At 54.7% G+C, this 20,051-nt stretch carries 21 protein-coding genes; 9 read left to right on the top strand and 12 right to left on the bottom strand.

Annotated elements, in window-relative coordinates:
- Positions 1 to 75: 75 nt before the first annotated feature.
- A complete protein-coding gene (gene mutS / locus SHIM_RS18630; RefSeq protein WP_054004430.1) occupies positions 76 to 2,688 on the top strand; it encodes a DNA mismatch repair protein MutS in 2,613 nt (870 codons plus the stop codon).
- 3 nt (positions 2,689 to 2,691) lie between these two features.
- On the opposite strand, the gene SHIM_RS18635 is transcribed toward mutS, so the two are convergent.
- Genes SHIM_RS18635 through hrcA form a run of 3 tightly spaced genes read right to left on the bottom strand, consistent with a single transcriptional unit; the run spans position 2,692 to position 5,432 of the window.
- On the bottom strand, positions 2,692 to 3,744 hold the full coding sequence (locus SHIM_RS18635; RefSeq protein WP_054004203.1) for a TPM domain-containing protein: 1,053 nt from the start codon (positions 3,742 to 3,744) through the stop codon (positions 2,692 to 2,694).
- Between the two features lie 53 nt (positions 3,745 to 3,797).
- Positions 3,798 to 4,358 carry a nucleotide exchange factor GrpE gene (locus SHIM_RS18640; protein ID WP_054004204.1) on the bottom strand — a complete coding sequence of 187 codons (561 nt, stop codon included), beginning with the start codon at positions 4,356 to 4,358 and terminating at the stop codon, positions 3,798 to 3,800.
- A gap of 9 nt (positions 4,359 to 4,367) precedes the next feature.
- On the bottom strand, positions 4,368 to 5,432 hold the full coding sequence (hrcA, locus tag SHIM_RS18645) for a heat-inducible transcriptional repressor HrcA (protein WP_054004205.1): 1,065 nt from the start codon (positions 5,430 to 5,432) through the stop codon (positions 4,368 to 4,370).
- A 116-nt stretch (positions 5,433 to 5,548) separates the two neighbouring features.
- Here hrcA and rph point away from each other — a divergent pair, with 116 nt between their 5' ends.
- The 4 genes from rph to SHIM_RS18665 are packed head-to-tail and all read left to right on the top strand — an operon-like array spanning position 5,549 to position 8,377.
- A complete protein-coding gene (gene rph / locus SHIM_RS18650; protein ID WP_054004206.1) occupies positions 5,549 to 6,265 on the top strand; it encodes a ribonuclease PH in 717 nt (238 codons plus the stop codon).
- A complete protein-coding gene (rdgB, locus tag SHIM_RS18655) occupies positions 6,262 to 6,873 on the top strand; it encodes an RdgB/HAM1 family non-canonical purine NTP pyrophosphatase (RefSeq protein ID WP_054004207.1) in 612 nt (203 codons plus the stop codon). The genes rph and rdgB overlap by 4 nt, the downstream gene beginning before the upstream one ends.
- Positions 6,866 to 8,023 (top strand): radical SAM family heme chaperone HemW, encoded by a 1,158-nt coding sequence (gene hemW / locus SHIM_RS18660; protein WP_054004208.1) that lies wholly within the window; start codon positions 6,866 to 6,868, stop codon positions 8,021 to 8,023. Before rdgB ends, hemW begins: the two co-directional genes overlap by 8 nt.
- The gene (locus tag SHIM_RS18665; RefSeq protein ID WP_054004209.1) at positions 8,024 to 8,377 is read left to right on the top strand and encodes a YbaN family protein; all 354 of its coding nucleotides are present in this window, start codon (positions 8,024 to 8,026) and stop codon (positions 8,375 to 8,377) included.
- Here SHIM_RS18665 and SHIM_RS18670 read toward each other — a convergent pair.
- From SHIM_RS18670 to SHIM_RS18700, 7 genes are all read right to left on the bottom strand, one after another.
- Complete coding sequence (locus tag SHIM_RS18670) at positions 8,367 to 9,257, bottom strand: ParB/RepB/Spo0J family partition protein (RefSeq protein WP_054004210.1); 891 nt, start codon at positions 9,255 to 9,257, stop codon at positions 8,367 to 8,369. The genes SHIM_RS18665 and SHIM_RS18670 overlap by 11 nt on opposite strands.
- A 15-nt stretch (positions 9,258 to 9,272) precedes the next feature.
- Entirely contained in the window at positions 9,273 to 10,076 is an 804-nt protein-coding gene (locus SHIM_RS18675; protein WP_054004211.1) for a ParA family protein, read from the bottom strand.
- On the bottom strand, positions 10,069 to 10,692 hold the full coding sequence (gene rsmG, locus SHIM_RS18680) for a 16S rRNA (guanine(527)-N(7))-methyltransferase RsmG (protein ID WP_054004212.1): 624 nt from the start codon (positions 10,690 to 10,692) through the stop codon (positions 10,069 to 10,071). The genes SHIM_RS18675 and rsmG overlap by 8 nt, the downstream gene beginning before the upstream one ends.
- Positions 10,692 to 12,554 (bottom strand): tRNA uridine-5-carboxymethylaminomethyl(34) synthesis enzyme MnmG, encoded by a 1,863-nt coding sequence (gene mnmG, locus SHIM_RS18685; RefSeq protein WP_054004431.1) that lies wholly within the window; start codon positions 12,552 to 12,554, stop codon positions 10,692 to 10,694. Before mnmG ends, rsmG begins: the two co-directional genes overlap by 1 nt.
- Positions 12,555 to 12,578: 24 nt before the next feature.
- Complete coding sequence (mnmE, locus tag SHIM_RS18690; protein WP_054004213.1) at positions 12,579 to 13,877, bottom strand: tRNA uridine-5-carboxymethylaminomethyl(34) synthesis GTPase MnmE; 1,299 nt, start codon at positions 13,875 to 13,877, stop codon at positions 12,579 to 12,581.
- A 10-nt stretch (positions 13,878 to 13,887) separates the two neighbouring features.
- Positions 13,888 to 15,159, bottom strand: coding sequence for a transcription termination factor Rho (gene rho / locus SHIM_RS18695; protein WP_054004214.1), 1,272 nt, complete (start codon positions 15,157 to 15,159; stop codon positions 13,888 to 13,890).
- A gap of 122 nt (positions 15,160 to 15,281) precedes the next feature.
- Complete coding sequence (locus SHIM_RS18700) at positions 15,282 to 15,731, bottom strand: CopD family protein (RefSeq protein ID WP_054004215.1); 450 nt, start codon at positions 15,729 to 15,731, stop codon at positions 15,282 to 15,284.
- Between the two features lie 411 nt (positions 15,732 to 16,142).
- Here SHIM_RS18700 and SHIM_RS18705 point away from each other — a divergent pair, with 411 nt between their 5' ends.
- The 4 genes from SHIM_RS18705 to dnaQ are packed head-to-tail and all read left to right on the top strand — an operon-like array spanning position 16,143 to position 18,889.
- A complete protein-coding gene (locus SHIM_RS18705; protein ID WP_054004216.1) occupies positions 16,143 to 16,742 on the top strand; it encodes a Maf family protein in 600 nt (199 codons plus the stop codon).
- Entirely contained in the window at positions 16,739 to 17,572 is an 834-nt protein-coding gene (locus SHIM_RS18710) for a shikimate dehydrogenase (RefSeq protein ID WP_054004217.1), read from the top strand. Before SHIM_RS18705 ends, SHIM_RS18710 begins: the two co-directional genes overlap by 4 nt.
- Positions 17,569 to 18,162 (top strand): dephospho-CoA kinase, encoded by a 594-nt coding sequence (gene coaE, locus SHIM_RS18715; RefSeq protein WP_054004218.1) that lies wholly within the window; start codon positions 17,569 to 17,571, stop codon positions 18,160 to 18,162. Before SHIM_RS18710 ends, coaE begins: the two co-directional genes overlap by 4 nt.
- Positions 18,155 to 18,889, top strand: a complete 735-nt coding sequence (gene dnaQ, locus SHIM_RS18720) for a DNA polymerase III subunit epsilon (protein WP_054004219.1) — start codon at positions 18,155 to 18,157, stop codon at positions 18,887 to 18,889. Before coaE ends, dnaQ begins: the two co-directional genes overlap by 8 nt.
- Positions 18,890 to 18,923: 34 nt before the next feature.
- On the opposite strand, the gene secB is transcribed toward dnaQ, so the two are convergent.
- Positions 18,924 to 19,406, bottom strand: a complete 483-nt coding sequence (secB, locus tag SHIM_RS18725) for a protein-export chaperone SecB (RefSeq protein WP_054004432.1) — start codon at positions 19,404 to 19,406, stop codon at positions 18,924 to 18,926.
- A 57-nt stretch (positions 19,407 to 19,463) separates the two neighbouring features.
- Complete coding sequence (locus tag SHIM_RS18730; protein ID WP_054004220.1) at positions 19,464 to 19,976, bottom strand: FxsA family protein; 513 nt, start codon at positions 19,974 to 19,976, stop codon at positions 19,464 to 19,466.
- Positions 19,977 to 20,051 lie beyond the last annotated feature (75 nt).

Here is a 20,051-nt window from a genome sequence, read left to right on the forward strand (position 1 = left end):
GTGGTTTGCTATTTCATTGAGACCAAACCTTGGGGGTTCTGAGCAGTGAAGGCCGAAAAGCCAACCGTCACACCGATGATGGCACAATATCTGGAGATCAAAGCGCAATATCAGAATGCGCTGCTGTTCTATCGGATGGGTGATTTTTACGAGATGTTCTTTGACGACGCGGTTGCGGCGTCTGAGGCGTTGGACATTGCGCTGACCAAACGCGGGAAACATGAGGGCAGTGAAATCCCTATGTGCGGTGTGCCGCATCACGCCGCCGAAGGGTATTTTCTGACGTTGATCCGAAAAGGGTTTCGAGTGGCTGTGTGTGAACAGCTTGAAAGCCCGGCGGAAGCCAAAAAGCGTGGCTATAAGGCCGTTGTGAAGCGGGATGTGGTGCGGCTTGTGACGCCCGGCACGTTGACCGAAGACAGCCTGTTGGACGCGCGGCGACACAATTTTTTGGCCGCCTATGCGGTGGTGCGCGACGAAGCCGCGTTGGCTTGGGCGGATATTTCGACCGGCGCGTTACACGTGATGCCATTGGCGCCGGTGCGATTGGGGCCAGAGCTGGCGCGTCTTGCACCAAGTGAGTTGTTGATTGCGGAAGGTTCCGAGGCCGATCTTGCCCCAATCGTTGAAGATATGGGCGTGTCAGCGACATCGGTGTCGCGCGGCAGTTTCGACTCTGTTTCAGCGGAAAAACGGGTTTCGGCATTGTTCAAAGCGTCATCTCTGGAGGCGTTTGGAACCTTTGGGCGGGCCGAGGCAGGCGCACTTGGGGCGATTGTTGATTACCTGGAGCTGACGCAGAAAGGCAAATTGCCTCTGCTGCAACCACCTGTGCGGGAAGCCTCGCAGGGTGTGATGCAAATTGATGCCGCAACCCGGCGAAATCTGGAGCTGAGCGCAAGCCTATCAGGCGGGCGTGCCGGTTCACTTTTGGCGACGATTGACCGAACCGTGACAGCAAGTGGGGCCCGATTGTTAGAGCGTCGGCTGTCTTCGCCCTCGATGGTTTTGGACACCATCCGGCGGCGGCTGGACTCGGTGTCGTTTATGACGGACCACCGCAATACTGCGCAGGATGTCCGCGAAAGTTTGAAGCGGGTTCCGGATCTGGATCGAGCGCTGTCGCGGCTGTCGCTTGATCGTGGTGGGCCGAGGGATTTGACGGCGGTGCGCAACGGGCTGGGTCAGGCCGGAGAGCTTGCAGAACGTGATTTTGGTACGCTGCCGGAGGATTTGGCAGAGGCGCGGCGGACGCTGGAAGGGCATGACGCATTGCTCGACTTGCTAGAGGATGCGCTGATTGCAGAGCCGCCATTGTTGGCGCGCGACGGTGGGTTCATTGCGGCAGGGTTTGATCCGGAGCTGGATGAAAGCCGAGAGTTGCGCGATGAGGGGCGCGGTGTGATTGCGACCATGCAGGCGCAGTATTCACAACAAACCGGAATTACCGCACTCAAAATCAAGCACAACAATGTGCTGGGCTATTTCATCGAAACCACGGCGAAACACGCGGATGCGATGATGTCGCCACCGCTAAACGAGACCTTTATCCACCGACAGACGACCGCCAATCAGGTGCGGTTCACCACTGTCGAGTTGAGCGAGATGGAGACCAAAATCCTGAACGCGGGAAACCGCGCACTGGAGATCGAGAAGCGGTTGTTTGAGCGTTTGAAAGGCGCGATTTTGGACCGGTCCGCAGAAGTGGCAACGGCGTCCAAAGCACTTGCAGAGTTTGATCTGGCAGGCGCCCTTGCCGAGCTTGCGGTCAATGAAAACTGGACACGGCCAGACGTGAACGAAAGCCGCGATTTTGCGATCGAAGGTGGTCGTCACCCTGTGGTGGAGGCCGCGCTGCGTAAAACCGGCGATCCGTTTGTGGCCAACAATTGTGATCTGTCAGGTGGAGACGCGGCGAGTATCTGGCTGCTGACCGGTCCGAACATGGCCGGTAAATCGACATTCCTGCGGCAAAACGCCTTGATCGCGTTGCTGGCGCAAATGGGCAGCTTTGTGCCCGCAGACAGTGCCAAAATTGGTCTGGTCAGCCAGCTTTTTAGCCGCGTTGGAGCAAGCGATGATCTGGCGCGAGGTCGGTCCACATTCATGGTCGAGATGGTGGAGACGGCTGCCATTCTCAATCAGGCCGACGACCGTGCGCTGGTCATTCTGGATGAGATCGGGCGCGGCACGGCGACTTATGACGGCTTGTCGATCGCCTGGGCGACGCTTGAACATTTGCACGACGTGAACAAATCCCGCGCGCTGTTTGCCACACACTATCACGAGATGACCCAGCTTTCGGGCAAGATGGCCGGCGTGGACAACGCCACCGTTACGGTGCGTGAGTGGGAAGGCGAAGTGATCTTTCTACATGAAGTCATAAAGGGCGCTGCAGATCGCAGTTACGGCGTACAAGTGGCCCAACTCGCGGGGCTTCCAGCCGCCGTGGTGGACCGGGCGCGCGTCGTGCTGGATGCGCTGGAAAAAGGCGAGCGGGAAAGCAAAGCGCACAAAGCACTGATCGATGATCTGCCACTCTTTGCTGCGTCGCCAGCGCCAATGGCAACCGCGCCAAGCGGGCCATCTCCGGTTCAAGAAAAGCTGGCGGATGTGCATCCCGACGGCCTGAGCCCGCGTGAAGCGTTAAACCTGATTTATGAGTTGAAAGATCTCGCGGACAAGTGAGGCTTACCAGCTACCGGAGGCGCCGCCGCCGGACGAGCTGCCACCGCCAAACGACGAGCCGCCCGACGAAGACGAACTTGACGACTGTTTGGGAATCACCCGTTTGACGCTCCAGCTGTCGTGGCAGTGTTTACACGCGTAATCGACGCGTTTTAGGCCGGTCGATGTGGTTGTTGCAGACTCCAGAATGGTGGTGTCACTGTCCAAGGTTTTGTAGCCACAGGACCGACACGCACCGTAACCAGAAAACCATCGCTTGTAGCCTTCGATGGTGCGATGATCGCAGCGCATGCAGTGCCACACGTCGTAGTCGACGCTTTTCACGCGCTCCTCGGTGATTTGGCCTGCTTCCAGATAGTCGTCATCAAGATCTTCTTGAATGCGCTCCATCTTGGAGCGATCATTGGGACACCGGCGCGGACGGTTGCGTTGCCAGCGGCGAAACAGGAAATATGCTCCGCCGGCCAAAGCCGTCCAGATTGCGTAAATCCAATCACCAACGCGATCAGCGGTGCGCTTTGTCGCGTTGAGAGCTCTTTCGGTGCTGGTGGCGTCGAACTCGCCAGGCCACACGCCGGTAAGCTCGCGGATGACACTATCGACCCCACGGGAAATCCCCACGAAGTATTTCCCGTTTTTGAACTGCGGCGTGATCGTTGTGTCGATGATGTTTTTCATCGGGATGTTCTTGTCGGTGCCGTAGCCGGACCCCACCTCGATTCGCATCAAGCGATCATTGACCGCGATCAGCATGATAACCCCATCATTTCGGCCCGCGTCGCCAACCCCCCATTCGTTAAAGAGGCCTGTGGCGAAAGGTTCGATGTCGCCGTTATGTCCGTAGCTGAACATGCTATCGATGATAACAACGGTGAATTCAATGTCCCGCTCTTTGCGTAACTCTACCAGCTTGTTTCTGATTGTGGCCTCTTCTTCCTCGCTGAGGATGAAGGCGAAATCATTGACGTAAAGCTCGTCATAGTCCGGAAAGGATTGGGCTGAGGCGAAAGTCGCCGATAGCAGAATGCCCACGATGCCTGAAATCAGTTTGTGCAAAAGAAAAGCTCCCGAAAACTCGGGAGCTTTGTAGCAGGGATTTCTGCGGCTGTTTAGCCCGGGTTCGAGCTTACGCCCACTTGAGCAGGACGCAACAAGCGATCATGCAGCATGAAGCCTTGTGTCGAAACCTGAATAATCTCTCCAGATTTTGTATTCGGCACGGGCGCCTCAAACATGGCTTCGTGAATGTTTGGATCGAATTTGTCACCAACTTCGGGGGAAATCAGCTCGATGCCGTGTTTGGAGAAGGTCTTCAGAAGCCCACGCATAGTCAGCTCGATGCCCTCAATCAGAGCGGCAGAGGCTTCTTTCTGCTCCTCCGTGATGGTTTCGACAGCACGTTTCATGTTGTCAAAAACCGGCAGCATGTCGCGGGCCAATTTGGAGCCGCCGTACTGTTCGGCTTCACGCCGCGCCCTGTCGCCACGCTTGCGCGCGTTTTCGGCATCAGCCAACGCGCGCATCCAGCGATCTTTCAGCTGATCACGTTCTGCACGCAGCTCATCCAGCTCCAACGCTTCATCGTCGAAGTCGTCCAGAGACTGAGCAAATTCTTCCGCTTCGGCGTCCGCCAAGTCGTCCAGAAAATCATTTTCTTTCGGTTCTGCCATAGTGCACCTCTAACCGCGATCGGAGAGCAGTTTTCCGACCAGTTGCGCCGTGTAATCCACAATCGGCACGATACGTCCATAGTTCAGGCGCTTGGGTCCGATGACCCCGACCGCGCCCACGATCTTTCGATCAGCGTTCATATAAGGGGAAACCACCAAAGAGGAACCCGAAAGTGAAAAAAGTTTGTTCTCTGAGCCGATAAAAATGCGCACACCGTCGCCATCTTCGGCAAGTTGCAGGAAATCGGCAATGTCGCGCTTGCGTTCGAGGTCGTCAAACAGGGTCCGAATGCGATCAAGATCCTCGTCGTTGCCCTCGGCCCCCAGAAGATTCGCCCGGCCGCGCACGATCAGGCGTTCCGGTTGCTCTTCGCCGTCTGCCCACAAAGCGAGTCCGTTTTCGACCATGTCACGCGCAAGGCTGTCGATCTCCTGACGGCGCTTGGCGATTTCCTGCTTCACGGCGGAGCCCAGCTCAGACAGGGTGCGGCCCTCGGCCACGGCATTCAGGAAATTCGCAGCTTCCCGCATCGAACTTGGGGTTTGGCCCAAAGGTGGCGTGAACAGGCGGTTTTCAACGTGACCGTCCGCAAAGACAAGAACCACAAGCGCGCGATCATGCGCGAGGGACACAAATTCGATATGTTTTATTGGCGCTTCGTGTTTGGGCGCCAGCACCAGAGAGGCGCCCTGAGTGACGCCGGAGAGCGCTGTGGACACGCTATCAAGCATGGCACCCACGTCGCCGGAATTATTGCCAAGCGTGGCGTCGATCTTTTCCCGGTCACCCGTGTCCAGATCGCCGACCTCGAGCAGGCCATCCACAAACATCCGCAGGCCCATCTGCGTCGGCACGCGACCTGCGGACACATGTGGGCTGTCCAGCAAGCCGAGGTATTCCAGATCTTGCATCACATTGCGAATGGTCGCAGCGCTGACGCTTTCGGATAACGAGCGGGTAAGAGTACGGGAGCCAACAGGATCGCCAGTATCCAGATAGCTCTCAACCACGCGCCGAAACACTTCGCGGCTGCGGTCGTTCATCTCTTCAAAAATTTTGCTGCTGTCTGTCATTCACCCGTGCCTTTATGATGCCAATAAAATAGCCTGAAAGACAAAGGTCAATCGGGGTTGCGTGTACATAGGTTGCGCGGCTATGCCCTGCTCAACCGAAAAAAGGAAATTTGCCCATGCGTCCCTCTGGCCGTCAGCTTAACGAAATGCGCGAAGTGTCGATTGAAACCAATGTGACCAAACATGCCGAAGGCTCATGTTTGATCAAGATGGGCGACACTCATGTGTTGTGTACTGCTTCGCTTGAAGCGCGCGTTCCGCCATTTATCAAAGGCTCCGGCCTTGGTTGGGTAACCGCTGAATACGGCATGCTGCCACGCTCGACATCGTCGCGGATGCGCCGTGAAGCCGCCGCGGGAAAACAAGGTGGTCGTACCGTAGAAATTCAACGGTTGATCGGCCGGTCATTGCGGGCTGGTGTGGATCGTGTGGCTTTGGGTGAGCGCCAGATCACAGTAGATTGCGACGTCATTCAGGCCGATGGTGGCACGCGCTGCGCGTCAATCACCGGCGGCTGGGTTGCGCTGCGTCTGGCAGTGAACAAGTTGATGAAAGCCGGTGATGTGATCACCGACCCGCTGATTTCACCAGTGGCCGCGGTGTCTTGTGGCATTTATGCCGGTCAGCCTGTGCTTGATCTGGACTATCCGGAAGACAGCGAAGCTGGCGTAGATGGCAACTTTATCATGCTGGCAAACGGTCAGATGATCGAGACACAGATGAGCGCTGAGGGATCCACATACTCCCGTGATCAAATGAACCAACTACTTGATTTGGCTGAAAAAGGTGTGGCCGAGCTGGTCGCTGCGCAAGAGGCCGCGGTGTCTGCATGACGCGTAAGTTTTCCGATAAAAGGCTGCTAATGGCGACCCATAACAAGGGCAAGCTGGAGGAGATGATCCACCTGCTTGAGCCATTCGGCGTGGCGGTGGTGGGCGCGGCGGAAATGAATCTGCCGGAGCCTGAAGAAACCGAAGACACGTTTATCGGAAACGCGCGCATCAAAGCCCATGCGGCGGCCAAGGCCACGGGCCTCCCTGCCCTGTCTGACGACAGCGGGATCACAATTGATGCGCTTGGCGGCGCGCCAGGTGTGTACACCGCTGATTGGGCCGAAACCGGCGACGGTCGGGACTTTGTTCAGGCGATGACGCGGGCACACAATGAGCTTGAGGCCGTAAGTGCGCCTCACCCGCGCTTGGCACAGTTCCGGTCCACTCTCGTTTTGGCATGGCCGGAAGGGCACGACGAGGTGTTTGAAGGCATCGCGCCGGGTAACTTGGTCTGGCCAATGCGTGGTAAAGACGGCTTTGGCTATGACCCCGTGTTTGTGCCTGAAGGGTATGACGTGACATTTGCCGAAATGGATCGTTGGGAGAAAAACAAAATCAGTCATCGAGGGCGCGCTGTGAAAGCCTTTGTGAAAGGCTGTTTTGAGTGACGATTGGCAAAACGGAGGCTTCGGCCTTTATATTCATTGGCCGTTTTGTCAGGCCAAATGCCCTTATTGCGATTTCAACAGTCACGTAAGTCGAGAAATCGACCAATTCCGCTGGCTTAGAGCCTATTTGTCAGAGCTTGACCGTGTTGCAGCCGAAACATCCGGCCGTGTGTTGAATACGGTCTTTTTTGGGGGCGGCACACCCAGTTTGATGGATCCCGAGGTTGTTGCGGCCATTTTGGAACGAGTTCGTAAACTTTGGCCCACATCCAACGACATGGAAATCACACTTGAGGCAAACCCCGGGTCGGTTGAAGCAGGGCGTTTCGCGGCCTATCGTGACGGTGGTGTGAACCGCATTTCGATGGGGATTCAGGCGCTGAATGACCATGATCTAAACCGTTTGGGCCGCATTCACTCGGTAAAAGAGGCCAAAGAAGCCTTTGAAATTGCTAGAAAAACCTTTGACCGAGTCAGTTTCGATCTGATTTACGCTCGACAAGACCAAACACTGGAAGACTGGCGTTTGGAACTGTCCGAAGCCCTGTCCATGGCAATTGACCATCTGTCTTTGTACCAACTCACAATCGAGCAAGGCACCGCTTTTGGCGACCGGTACAACCGTGGAAAACTGCGCGGGCTACCCGAAGACGATTTGGCGGCGGATATGTATGAAGTCACCCAAGATATTTGCGCCAAGGCTGGCATGTTGCCGTATGAGGTGTCAAATTACGCGGCATTAGGCTCTGAATCCCGACACAACCAAATTTACTGGCGCTATGGCGATTATGCTGGAATTGGTCCCGGAGCGCACGCGCGGTTAACCTTGAATGAAAACCGTCTCGCAATTGAGAACTGGCGCAACCCAACAAAGTGGCTGGATTCGGTGGAGGCAGGAAATGGCGAAAACCTGCGTGAAGGTGTGTCACAAGACGAGCAAGCCGCCGAGTTCTTATTGATGGGCCTGCGCCTGAGCGAAGGCATCAGCCTGTCGAGACACGAGGCACTGTCTGGGTCAACTTTGCAAGGCGACCGCGTGGACAACCTGCTGGATCTGGGCATGATTTCCATTGAACATGACAGACTGCGCGTGAAGCCGAAGGGGCGAATGGTATTGAATTCTGTGTTGGCAGAACTGTTGGTGACGTGAATGCGGATCATCTGGCTTTTTGGAGGCCTACTGAGCCTTGGCCTGGGGCTGATTGGCGTTGTGTTGCCATTGTTGCCAACAGTACCGTTCTTGTTGTTGGCGACGTTCTGTTTTGCACGATCGTCCGAAAAGCTTCATCACTGGCTTTTGTCACACAAAACCTTCGGACCGATGATTTCGGATTGGAATCGCAGCGGTGCGATCCGCCCGAAAGCAAAAAGGGCAGCAACTCTGTCTATTGTCGCTGTTTTTGGACTTTCGCTTGTAATGGGTGTGAAAACAACCGTTTTGGTCATTCAAATGGTGGTTTTGAGCGCGGTACTTTTTTTCATCTGGACCCGGCCTAACGGTTAGCCGTCAGAATTCTGCACAACTCATCAAGCTCATCAAGCGTTTGATAAGAAACGGTAATTTTTCCAGATTCTCCGCCAGCCGTGTGATCAACGCTGACTTTCAAGCCCAAGTTTGCCGAAAGATCGCCCTCTAGCGCGACCGTGTCGGCGTCCTTGTGGGTCTTTGGGCGAGTTTTCCTATTTTGCTCAACGAGAGAGGCCGGCTTTTTAGCCATTTTTTCGGTCTGTCGGACCGACAAGCCGCCCTTGATGACTTTCTTGGCCAATTCCGATGCGTTGTCAGACGTCACCAATGCGCGCGCGTGACCTGCAGAAAGGTCACCGGATTTCAGGAAACCAAGGACGTCATCAGGAAGGTTCAACAGCCGCATTAGGTTCGCAATGTGGCTGCGGCTTTTGCCGAGCGCTTCAGAAAGCCTTTCTTGTGTGTGGCCAAACTTGTCCATCAACTGGCGATAGCCCATCGCCTCTTCTACAGGGTTGAGGTCCGCCCGCTGGATGTTCTCAATGATCGCGATCTCAAGCACTTCTGTGTCGTCATAATCACGCACCACCACCGGCAATTCGTGCAGCTGTGCCATCTGCGAAGCACGCCAGCGACGTTCGCCAGCGACGATTTCGTATTTGGTAGCACCTTTTTTGCGCACGATCAGGGGCTGAATGATCCCCTTTTCCCGAATTGAATTGGCAAGATCTTCCAATTGATCTGGTGTGAAATCGCGCCGCGGCTGATCGGGATTGGGTTCAATCCGCTCAATTGGCACGATCATGTCGGGCCTTTGCTGTCCATCTGGACTTTTGCGCGCGTTCTCTTCGGTGACATCGGCCATTAGGGCGCTCAGACCCCGGCCCAAACCGCGTGTTTTCTTCTTGTCTGCCATGCGATGCCTCCGGGCTTAAGCCGCGATTTTCATATGTTTGATCAATAGCTCTTTGGCTAATTGCCGATACGCCTCGGCTCCTTTTGACGCGCTGTCATACTCGGTCACCGGTTGTGCGAAAGACGGCGCTTCAGAGACGCGCACATTACGGGGAATCTTGGTGTCAAAAACAAGATCGCCAAGGTTGTCGCGCGCATCCTGCTCCACTTGTTGAGAAAGGTTATTGCGAGCGTCAAACATGGTCAGGACCACGCCCTCAATACGTAGGGATTGGTTTGCCGTCTGGCGGACTTCTCGAACGGTCAACATGAGTTGTGACAACCCCTCAAGCGCGAAAAACTCACTTTGGAGGGGAATAAGTACCGAATGAGCCGCAATCATCGCATTCACAGTCAAAAGGTTCAAAGATGGCGGGCAATCAATCAGAACGTAGTCGAAGGAGTATTGATCGATTGCAGTCTGTCTCAGCGCGTCATGAAGAAGGAAGCTACGCTTTTCGTTGGACATCAGCTCGATGTCGGCTGAGCTCAGGTCTACTGTCGCCGGAACAATCGAAACGCCGTCGACGTCGGTTGATTTAACAATGTCGTTCAAGTCGACTTCGCCCAGAAGCAAATCGTAGGTGGTGAATTCCCGTTCGTCGACACCCAAGCCCGTCGAGGCGTTCCCTTGTGGGTCAAGATCCACCAAGAGCACCTTGAAGCCCTCTTCGGCGAGCGCGGATGCGAGGTTGATTGTTGTCGTCGTCTTGCCAACGCCGCCCTTTTGATTGGCAATCGCGATGATTTTTGGGCCTTTTGGGCGCGTGGGATCAGACACGTTTGAGCTCTCCGACCTTCAGAATAACTGCTTGGGGTTCTGTTTTACTTTGAATGACATCTGCTTGAAAAGACCACGATTCCTTTGCGGCAGCGACCTCTTTTTCCCAAGTGGCACCTTTTGGAAACAGGGCTGTTCCATCCAGCGCCAGGTGACGCTCCGCGAAATCAAACAATAGGGGCAAGTCGGCCAGCGCGCGGGCACTTAGAATAGAGGCGTTTTGTGGTTCTGCCTGTTCTATCCGAGCCGTAATAACCTTGGCTTTAACTCCGGTTTCGCGCAAGACCGTCCTAAGAAAGGCGCACTTGCGTTGATCGGATTCGATCAGGGTTACGCTTTTGGGGGCGCCTGACTCCTCCATCATCAGGGCGACAACCAGCCCCGGAAATCCCCCGCCGCTACCGATATCAACCCAATGCGATGTGTTTGGCGGTGCCAGACGAAAGATTTGAGCTGAGTCGAGGATGTGGCGGGTCCACAAATCAGCGATGGATGACTTGGATACGAGGTTGATCCGAGGATTCCACTTTGTGAGTAGGTCAGCGAGGGTTCTAAGGCGCTCTGATGTTTCACGTGAAACATCTAGATCCGCGAGAATTGTATCTGCATCCGACATCAAGCTGATTTTTCTCGCTTGGCCTGTCGCAACTTCGCAGAAAGCAACGTTAGAGCGGCCGGAGTCATACCATCGAGGCGCCCCGCCTGCCCCAAATTGGATGGACGTGCAGCGTTGAGTTTGCTTTTCAACTCATTAGAGAGACCTTCGATGACTTCAAAATCGAAACTGGAAGGAATGATTTGGCTTTCATCGCGCTTTATCGCTTCGACATCGCGCTTCTGCCTCTCGATATAGGTTGCGTACAGCGCGTCACGTTCCAATTGCGTGCCAATCTCAGGCTCAATTGACGAGAAGTTGGTATCCAACGGCAAAAGGTCATCAAATTTGACTTCGGGGAACGCAAGAACCTGAAAGGCGGTACGGCGATTTCCGTCCTGGTTTACCGATATTCCTGCAGCATTGATCTCTTTCGGAGTCCGCGCGTCTTTTTGAAGCATAACCTTACCAGAAATGAGCTTCTCTTGCTTTTCGCCAAAAATGCGCCGCCTCGTATCCCCAACAAGTCCAAGATCTACACCGATGGGCGTCAAACGCTGATCCGCATTATCCGCGCGGAGAGAAAGTCGGAATTCAGCACGGGAGGTAAACATGCGATAGGGTTCTGTCACACCGCGTGTGATCAAATCGTCCACCATCACCCCGATATAGCTGTCGGAGCGGCTGAAGTGATGTGGTTCCTTGCCTTGCGCGGACAGAGCAGCGTTAAGGCCTGCAACCAAGCCCTGCGCAGCGGCCTCTTCATATCCTGTGGTCCCGTTGATCTGGCCCGCGAGGTAAAGGCCCGGCACGCCTTTTACCCCTAGAGCAGCATCGAGCGCCCTGGGATCGACGTAGTCATATTCAATGGCATATCCGGGTTGAAGTATTTCAACCTCTTCCAGCCCAAAGATCGACCGAACATACGCCTCTTGCACATCAACCGGCAGCGACGTGGAAATGCCGTTCGGATAGACCGTGTCGTCATCAAGCCCCTCTGGTTCCAGAAATACTTGATGGGATTCTTTGTCGGCAAAGCGCACAACCTTGTCTTCGATCGACGGACAATACCGTGGGCCAACGCCGTCAATGTGCCCGCCATACATAGCGGAGCGCGCAAGGTTTTCCCGAATGATGTCGTGGGTTTTCGCGTTTGTATGTGTAATCCCACACGCAACCTGACGCGCCTGAGGCGCTTTGTTCAGAAAAGAGAACATCACAGGGTCCTCGTCACCGGGTTGACTGTCCAACAAATCCCACTTGATGGTCTTGCCACTCAAACGCGGAGGCGTCCCTGTTTTCAAGCGGCCAAGAGGCAAACCAAAGCTGTCGATGCGTTCCGCCAGCTTAACCGAAGCGTCATCCCCCATGCGCCCACCGGAGCGAGAAACATCGCCAATATGGATAATGCCGCGAAGAAAGGTGCCTGTTGTGAGTACAACGCCGTGAGCCGAAATCGATGACCCATCCGCCAGAACAGCACCGCGAACAGCGCGTCCGTCCATAAGAAAGTCGGTAACTTCCCCTTCGATTATGGTCAGGTTCGGCGTTGCTTCGATCTCTGCCAGCATCTCTGTGCGATAGATTTTGCGATCCGATTGCGCGCGCGGCCCCTGCACCGCTGGACCTTTGCGGCGGTTGAGAAGACGGAATTGAATGCCCGCCTTGTCAGCGATGCGACCCATAAGCCCGTCAAGTGCATCCACTTCGCGTACAAGGTGGCCTTTTCCAAGCCCCCCAATGGCAGGGTTGCAAGACATCACGCCAATGCCGGACTTTTTCAAAGTCACAAGCGCAGTGGAGGCGCCCATACGCGCGGAGGCCGCGGCAGCATCTGCACCGGCGTGTCCGCCTCCGACAACAATGACGTCAAAATGTTTCACGTGAAACACTCCCAAGTTCCCGGGCTATTTGCCTATGCAAAAGCTCAAGAAGATTTCATCCAACAGGTTCTCTACATCGACGTGGCCGACAATGGAATCAAGAGCTCGAATCGCCGTACGCAACTCTTCTGCCCCTACATCATAGCGGTCAGGACCCAATTCGAGAACGGCGCGCGCCGCATTCAATGACTCAGAGGCACGCTTCATAGCGATACGGTGGCGTTCGCGCGTGGCGACGCCAGAGCGGCCGGCCTGAACCGACAGCTTCTCTGTGATCTCCGCAACCAATCCGCCGACGCCAAGCCCGGTTTTCCCGGAAATAGCGTTTTGAGCATCGGAAAGCGTGTCGGCCTTGGCGACGCGCACCACATCATTTTCCAGCGGCGCAAAGTCAGGAATCGTATCGCCGTCAACAAGAAAAACCCGCAAATCCGCGGTCTCAGCGCGCCGGCGTGCGCGCTCAATACCGATGCTTTCGACGTGATCATCTGTTTCGCGCAGACCAGCCGTGTCCAAAAGGGTCACCGGCAGGCCGTTCAATTCCATTCGCACTTCGATCACATCGCGCGTGGTTCCGGCGTATTCCGATGTGATTGCCGCCTCACGCCCGGCAAGTGCATTTAGCAAGGTGGATTTTCCGACGTTGGGCGCACCAAGAATCGCAACCTCGAAACCGGTGCGAATACGTTCAGCCGAATCCACGCCCGCGATTTCGCGATCAAGCTCAGCCCGCACACCAGCCAGAAGACCTGTCACTTCGGGCGTTACGTCAACGGGCACATCCTCGTCGGCGAAATCAATCGTGGCTTCAATCAACGCTGCAGCGCGGATGAGATCCGTACGCCACATGCCCGCAAGATTGCCAAGATCGCCCGAAAGCACACGGAGGGCCTGACGCCGCTGTGCCTCGGTCTCGGCGTCGATTAAATCCGCAAGACCTTCGACCTGGGCAAGATCCAAGCATCCATTTTCCAAAGCGCGGCGGGTGAATTCTCCTGCCTCAGCCAACCGCAGACCGTCCATTTCAGACAACTCACGCAAGACCGCATTCACCACGGCGGTGGATCCGTGCAAGTGCAGCTCCAGAACTTCCTCACCGGTGAAGCTGTTCTTCTCGGGAAAATAGAGAACGAGGGCCTGATCCAGGCGACGTCCGTCTCGATCTTTCAACAGCTTTAGCGCAGCGAGTCGAGGTTCTGGCAAACGCCCGAAAAGCGCCCTACCCGTGTCAGCTGCCCGAGAACCGGACACACGAACGACAGCGACCCCCGCTTTACCGGGGGCCGTTGCTAAGGCGAAAATTGTGTCAGCCACGTAGGCCATCACGCATCCTTTAGGTGTTCATCGAATCAAAGAAATCGCCGTTGGATTTGGTTTGCCGGAGTTTCCCAAGCAAGAATTCCACGGCATCTGTGGTGCCCATCGGGTTGAGGATACGACGCAAAACAAAGGTTTTGGCCAGATCGCCCTTGTCGACGAGCAATTCCTCTTTCCGTGTTCCAGATTTGAGAATGTCGATCGCAGGGAAGACGCGTTTGTCCGCAACTTTGCGGTCCAGAACCAGCTCCGAGTTACCCGTGCCTTTGAATTCTTCGAAGATGACTTCGTCCATACGCGATCCGGTGTCGATCAGCGCGGTGGAAATGATGGTGAGCGAGCCACCTTCCTCGATGTTACGGGCCGCACCAAAGAAACGTTTGGGGCGTTGTAGGGCGTTTGCGTCCACACCACCGGTCAGAACTTTGCCCGAAGATGGGACTACAGTGTTGAACGCACGGCCAAGTCTTGTGATCGAATCGAGAAGAATCACAACATCTCGTTTATGCTCAACGAGCCGCTTGGCTTTTTCGATCACCATTTCGGACACAGCAACGTGGCGGGTTGCAGGTTCGTCAAAGGTCGAGGAGATCACCTCGCCTTTTACCGAGCGCTGCATGTCGGTGACTTCTTCAGGACGTTCGTCGATCAACAACACGATCAGGTAGCATTCTGGGTGGTTGGCCTCGATCGAATGCGCGATATTCTGCAAGATCACGGTTTTACCGGTCCGTGGTGGCGCAACAATCAAGGACCGCTGACCTTTGCCGATCGGGGCGACGAGATCGATCACACGGGCGGATTTGTCTTTGATGGTAGGATCTTCAATCTCCATCTTCAGACGTTCATCCGGATAGAGCGGCGTGAGGTTGTCAAAGGCGATTTTGTGTTTTGCCTTCTCTGGGGCCTCAAAGTTGATCTGAGAGACGCCTGTGAGGGCAAAATAGCGCTCTGTGTCCTCAGGAGCCTTCATTCCGCCGGAGATAGTGTCCCCGGTGCGCAGAGAGAGCTGACGGATCATTTCAGGTGAAACGTAGATGTCATCCGGGCCCGGAAGATAGTTTGCCTCAGGAGACCGCAAGAAGCCAAAGCCGTCCTGCAGCACTTCGAGCACACCGTCGCCAGCGATTTCCCAGCCATCATCCGCGCGTTCGCGCAGAATTTGGAACATTATTTCGCCCTTACGCATCGTAGAGGCGTTTTCGATTTCGAGCTCTTCAGCCATCGCCAAAAGATCTTTTGGGCTTTTTGCCTTCAGATCGCCAAGAGCGAGCTTTTCTTGTGTCATGAAAATATCCTGTGCCCGCCTACACGTGGGCGGGTCGTCATTTTTGTATATGGAAGACACATAGCCCGGACGGGCCAGTTGGGCAGATATCTAAGCGCTGACTCGGTCTGAGTCAATTCACGTTAGAATTTCACGACTACAGACAGAACAATCACAACCATCAAGAGCGTCGGCACTTCGTTCATCATGCGATATTGCCGGCCCGTAAGAGTGTTTTCGCCACGCTCAAACTTCTTGCGCATTTGCATCAACCAATGATCAAACCCGGTCATAGCGATGACGCAGATTGCTTTGGTGTAAGGCCAGACCGCGGACCAGTCCACGATGCCTGGTGTGAAGACAAGCACCAGACCTGCAACCCAAGCAACAATGCCAGCAGGCCCCATGATGTAGCGTTGAAGTTTGTACTCCATGATCTTCAGGGTTTCGTCGAGATTGTCACCCGTTTCAGCGCGTTCCACGTGATAGACAAACAAGCGGGGCAGGTAAAACAATCCTGCCATCCATGAAATCACAGCCATGATGTGAAGAGAAAGCACGTATGGATAGATGTCGGTTAGAAAATATACCATGGGTTCGTTCTCCCAGATCGCTTTGCCCCTCTCTAAATAAATAAAGAAATATAGAAAAGGATGATGATTATTTAGGGAGGTGATTTTCTGTGGATTATTGGGATACCCAAGGAGTTATCCACGTCGGGACAATCAGTCCATTAGTTTTTCACATGCTGGGATGACATGAAAAAAAAGTAACAATGTCAATTACTTAACTGGTATACTCCAGAAGGAATTTTGGGGATAACTCTGCGGACGAATTTGAGAAACCCAGACTTTCCTCAAAGTTCAAGTTATCCTCATCCTCTGTGTGGGAGTCCCTGAAAATCTTCTTGGGACGGATGGAAAATCCACAGCTTGCAAATTTGGTCAAGTCTTTCCAGAAAGAGTCCTGCTATCTCATGGCGATCTGTCCACGGAGTTTTCCACATGACTACCACCCTTGTTCTGGCATCGGGGTCCGCTATTCGGGCGCAGCTCTTGCGAAATGCGAAGGTCGTTTTTGACATTAACCCCGGTCGTGTTGATGAAGATATGATCCGTCGATCTCTGGAAGCAGAAGGCGCACCGCCACGTGACATTGCAGATGCATTGGCCGAATCCAAAGCCCGCAAGATCAGTGTTAAGACCCCGGGCGCACTGGTGCTTGGCTGTGATCAGGTGCTGGATTTTCAAGGTGCGGTCTTGTCCAAGCCAATCGATGCGGATCACGCCCGTGCGCAGTTAACGCAGCTTCGTGGACAGCGGCACATGTTGCATTCTGCAGCCGTTCTTTATGAAAATGGAGAGCCGGTCTGGCGGTTTGTCGGGACGGTTCGGCTTTTTATGCGCAAGTTTAGCGATGCTTATCTGGACGCTTACCTTGCACGTAACTGGGACAGTATTCGCCACTCGGTTGGTGGCTACAAACTTGAGGAAGAAGGCGTGCGATTGTTTGAAAAGATCGATGGGGACTATTTTACGGTTCTCGGGATGCCGCTTGTTGAAATACTGTCCTATCTGACACTGCGGGGAGACCTTGAAACATGACACTGCCTTCTATTCCCCTCGCCGGGGTGATTGGCGATCCGATTGCCCATTCGAAATCACCAACATTGCATGGTCATTGGCTGCGTGAACTGGGCTTGCCAGGACATTATATTCCACTGGAAGTGAAGGCAGGTGATCTCGGGGATGTGCTAACTTCGATGCCGAAGATGGGATTTGTTGGATGTAACGTCACGATTCCGCACAAAGAGCGCGTGATGCAGTTTGTCGACCAGATCACCGATCGCGCGACATTGATCGGCGCGGTGAATACACTGATATTTCGCGAAGATGGAACCATTCTTGGCGACAACACGGACGGCTACGGCTTCATTGAAAATCTAAGACAGAACGCGCCGGATTGGGACCCAAAAGTTGGCCCCGCAGTCGTGCTTGGCGCTGGCGGCGCGGCGCGCGCAGTTGTGGCGTCTTTGTTAGATGCAGGCGTGCCGGAGATCTTGTTGACTAACCGCACGCGCGTGCGCAGCGACAAGCTGCGCGAAGATTTTGGCGCACGGGTGAAGGTGGTGGAGTGGGTGCAAGCCGGTAATATCATTGAAGAGGCGCACACGTTGGTGAACACCACGTCGCTTGGTATGGCCGGCAAGGCAGAATTACGGGTGCCACTGGACGGGCTTCGGGCGGAAACTTTGGTGACGGATCTTGTGTATACACCGATGCGCACGCCGTTGTTGGAGGTTGCCTCGGCAAAAGGATGTCAGACAGTCGACGGACTTGGCATGTTGTTGCATCAGGCCGTTCCGGGGTTTGAGCGCTGGTTTGGGCAGCGGCCAACAGTGAATTTGACCGCGCGCCGAGCGGTTTTGGCATGAGTTTTAGGTTGGGGCTAACTGGATCGATCGGCATGGGAAAGTCGACGACGGCACAGATGTTTGTCGATCTGGGATGTGCGCTTTGGGATGCGGATGCGGCAGTGCATCGGCTTTATGCCAAAGGGGGTGCTGCGGTCGCGCCGATGGCCGAAATTTGTCCCGCCGCCATTGTGGATGGGGCGATTTCCCGTGATCAGTTGCGCGAAGCGATTCAAATGGATGCGAGCCTTTTGGCAAAGATTGAGGCCATAGTGCATCCTCTTGTCGCCGAGGATCGGAGAGATTTCGTGGCAAAATCAGAAAGTGACATTCTGGTTTTTGACATTCCCATTTTGTTTGAAACAGGCGGAAACGCGGCAATGGACGCTGTTGTATGCGTCTCTATTCCAGCGGAACTACAGCGAAAACGGGTTATGGCACGTGGCACGATGAGTGAGGCGCAATTTGAGCAAATTCACGCCAAACAGATGCCGAATGAGGACAAGGTCGCAAAGTCTGACTATGTTGTTTTGACGGACACGCTTGACCATGCGCGGGCGCAAGTGGAGAAGATTGTACAGACAATCAGGGGACAATTGGCAGATGCGTGAGATCGTACTGGATACGGAAACCACTGGATTTGATCCGTTTTCAGGTGACCGGATTGTCGAGATCGGGGCGCTAGAGCTTTATAATCATTTGCCCACGGGCGAGACGTTTCACGTCTATATCAACCCTGAGCGTGGCATGCCGGAAGAGGCGTTTGGCGTGCACGGGATTGGTCCGGATTTGTTGGCTGTTCCTAGGGCTGCAGAGGCCGGCGAGGTCACGCTGAAAGACAAGCCGCTGTTTTCTGCATTTGGTCAGAAGTTTTTGGATTTCATCGGCAATGACAGCCGGCTAGTGATCCACAATGCCAAATTTGATATGAAATTCTTGAACGCTGAGTTGAGCTGGCTGAATCTTCCGCAAATTCCGATGGCCCGTGCTTTGGATACGTTGGAAATTGCCCGAACCAAATTTCCCGGATCTCCTGCGTCTCTGGATGCCTTGTGTCGTCGCTTTGGCATTAACAATTCTGCGCGGACGTTGCACGGCGCGCTGTTGGACTCTGAAATTCTGGCGGAGGTCTATCTTGAACTTATTGGCGGCCGCCAACCCGATCTGGTGCTGGCATCTGGACCTGGGAATACGTCAAAGGGCGGTGATGCGGAGGGTGATTGGCGCCCTGCCCCGCGTCCGCAGAAGCTGGCGACAAGGCTGACCGCGGAAGAAGAGGCCGCGCACAGGGAATTTGTGAAAAAGATGGGCGAGGAAGCGCTTTGGTCCAAGATGTGATAGGCGCCACCCCAAAAGAGCGGCGCCAAATCAATTAGTTGACCGTCGGCTGCTCGGCTGAGCGGCGTGCAATTTCCTGGCGGTAAAGCGCCACAAAATCGATGTTGTCGAGGTTCAGCGGCGGGAAGCCACCGTCGCGTGTCACGTCCGACACGATGCGGCGAACAAACGGGAACAGGATACGCGGGCATTCGATGAGCAGGAACGGGTGCAGTTGGTCTTCCGGCACACCTTCGACGTGGAACACGCCAGCGTAATCCAGCTCGAGGATGAACATTTCGCTGTCATCTTCTTTGTTCTTGGAGGTGATGTTGAGCTTGATCGCCACTTCGTACTGGTGATCTGCGGTCCGCTTTTTGGCGTCCAGATTAACCTGTACCTGCACGTCAGGCTGAGCGTTGCCTGAGGCCCCCTTTTGCGCAAGGATGTTTTCGAACGACATATCGCGCACGAATTGGGTCAGAACATTCATTTTGATCTGTGGCGCCTGAGTGGCTTCGGTGCCGTTTTCGGACATTTGGAACTCCATAGAAATAAGGTTTTGAAGGCTGCTTATCAGGTCAGACCCGCTGCCTCAATGCTTTGTCCAGCCTGAGGGCGGCAGGGACGGATTGCGGGGTGAATCTCCAGAGGGATCGCTTGGCGAATCGACTTCCGAAAATTCGCCGTCGATGACGTCCTCCCCGGCGTGAGTCCGAGTGTTATAGGTGGTTTGGGAGCCGCCCATGGAGAAGCTGGTCACCGTGACCCGACGGCGCAGGTAGTGAAAAACACCGGATCGAATGGCTGGGACCAAAAGCGAGAAGCCAATGGCATCTGTAAAAAAGCCCGGCATCATTAACATTGCGCCCGAAATTAGGATCATCGCGCCATGCGCCAATGGCTCGGTCGGATCGTTAAGTTCGGCGAAGGACCTTTGAAGGTTGCCGATTGCCATCAAACCCTGCGTACGCACCAGCCAGGTGCCCAAAAAAGCGGTCGCCAAAACGATTGCAAGCGTCGGCCAAAGACCAATTGCACCACCCACATTGATGAAAAGGGCTATCTCGATTAACGGAACCGTTACAAAGGCCAATAAAAGCCACATGTCTGCTTTACTCCAAACGTTACTTGGCCAAGGTGGACTTGACCCGTCGCGTGACATACATAAGTCGCAATCAGC

Source organism: Shimia sp. SK013 (assembly GCF_001292625.1).
Lineage (GTDB): Bacteria > Pseudomonadota > Alphaproteobacteria > Rhodobacterales > Rhodobacteraceae > Shimia.

Excerpts from the sequence above, each read along its gene's own strand:
- mutS (WP_054004430.1), top strand. The coding sequence starts at position 76 with ATGATGGCACAATATCTGGAGATCAAAGCGCAATATCAGAATGCGCTG.
- SHIM_RS18640 (WP_054004204.1), bottom strand. The coding sequence starts at position 4,358 with ATGGCAGAACCGAAAGAAAATGATTTTCTGGACGACTTGGCGGACGCC.
- hrcA (WP_054004205.1), bottom strand. The coding sequence starts at position 5,432 with ATGACAGACAGCAGCAAAATTTTTGAAGAGATGAACGACCGCAGCCGC.
- rph (WP_054004206.1), top strand. The coding sequence starts at position 5,549 with ATGCGTCCCTCTGGCCGTCAGCTTAACGAAATGCGCGAAGTGTCGATT.
- rdgB (WP_054004207.1), top strand. The coding sequence starts at position 6,262 with ATGACGCGTAAGTTTTCCGATAAAAGGCTGCTAATGGCGACCCATAAC.
- SHIM_RS18665 (WP_054004209.1), top strand. The coding sequence starts at position 8,024 with ATGCGGATCATCTGGCTTTTTGGAGGCCTACTGAGCCTTGGCCTGGGG.
- SHIM_RS18670 (WP_054004210.1), bottom strand. The coding sequence starts at position 9,257 with ATGGCAGACAAGAAGAAAACACGCGGTTTGGGCCGGGGTCTGAGCGCC.
- rsmG (WP_054004212.1), bottom strand. The coding sequence starts at position 10,692 with ATGTCGGATGCAGATACAATTCTCGCGGATCTAGATGTTTCACGTGAA.
- mnmE (WP_054004213.1), bottom strand. The coding sequence starts at position 13,877 with ATGGCCTACGTGGCTGACACAATTTTCGCCTTAGCAACGGCCCCCGGT.
- rho (WP_054004214.1), bottom strand. The coding sequence starts at position 15,159 with ATGACACAAGAAAAGCTCGCTCTTGGCGATCTGAAGGCAAAAAGCCCA.
- SHIM_RS18700 (WP_054004215.1), bottom strand. The coding sequence starts at position 15,731 with ATGGTATATTTTCTAACCGACATCTATCCATACGTGCTTTCTCTTCAC.
- SHIM_RS18705 (WP_054004216.1), top strand. The coding sequence starts at position 16,143 with ATGACTACCACCCTTGTTCTGGCATCGGGGTCCGCTATTCGGGCGCAG.
- SHIM_RS18710 (WP_054004217.1), top strand. The coding sequence starts at position 16,739 with ATGACACTGCCTTCTATTCCCCTCGCCGGGGTGATTGGCGATCCGATT.
- coaE (WP_054004218.1), top strand. The coding sequence starts at position 17,569 with ATGAGTTTTAGGTTGGGGCTAACTGGATCGATCGGCATGGGAAAGTCG.
- dnaQ (WP_054004219.1), top strand. The coding sequence starts at position 18,155 with ATGCGTGAGATCGTACTGGATACGGAAACCACTGGATTTGATCCGTTT.
- secB (WP_054004432.1), bottom strand. The coding sequence starts at position 19,406 with ATGTCCGAAAACGGCACCGAAGCCACTCAGGCGCCACAGATCAAAATG.
- SHIM_RS18730 (WP_054004220.1), bottom strand. The coding sequence starts at position 19,976 with ATGTGGCTTTTATTGGCCTTTGTAACGGTTCCGTTAATCGAGATAGCC.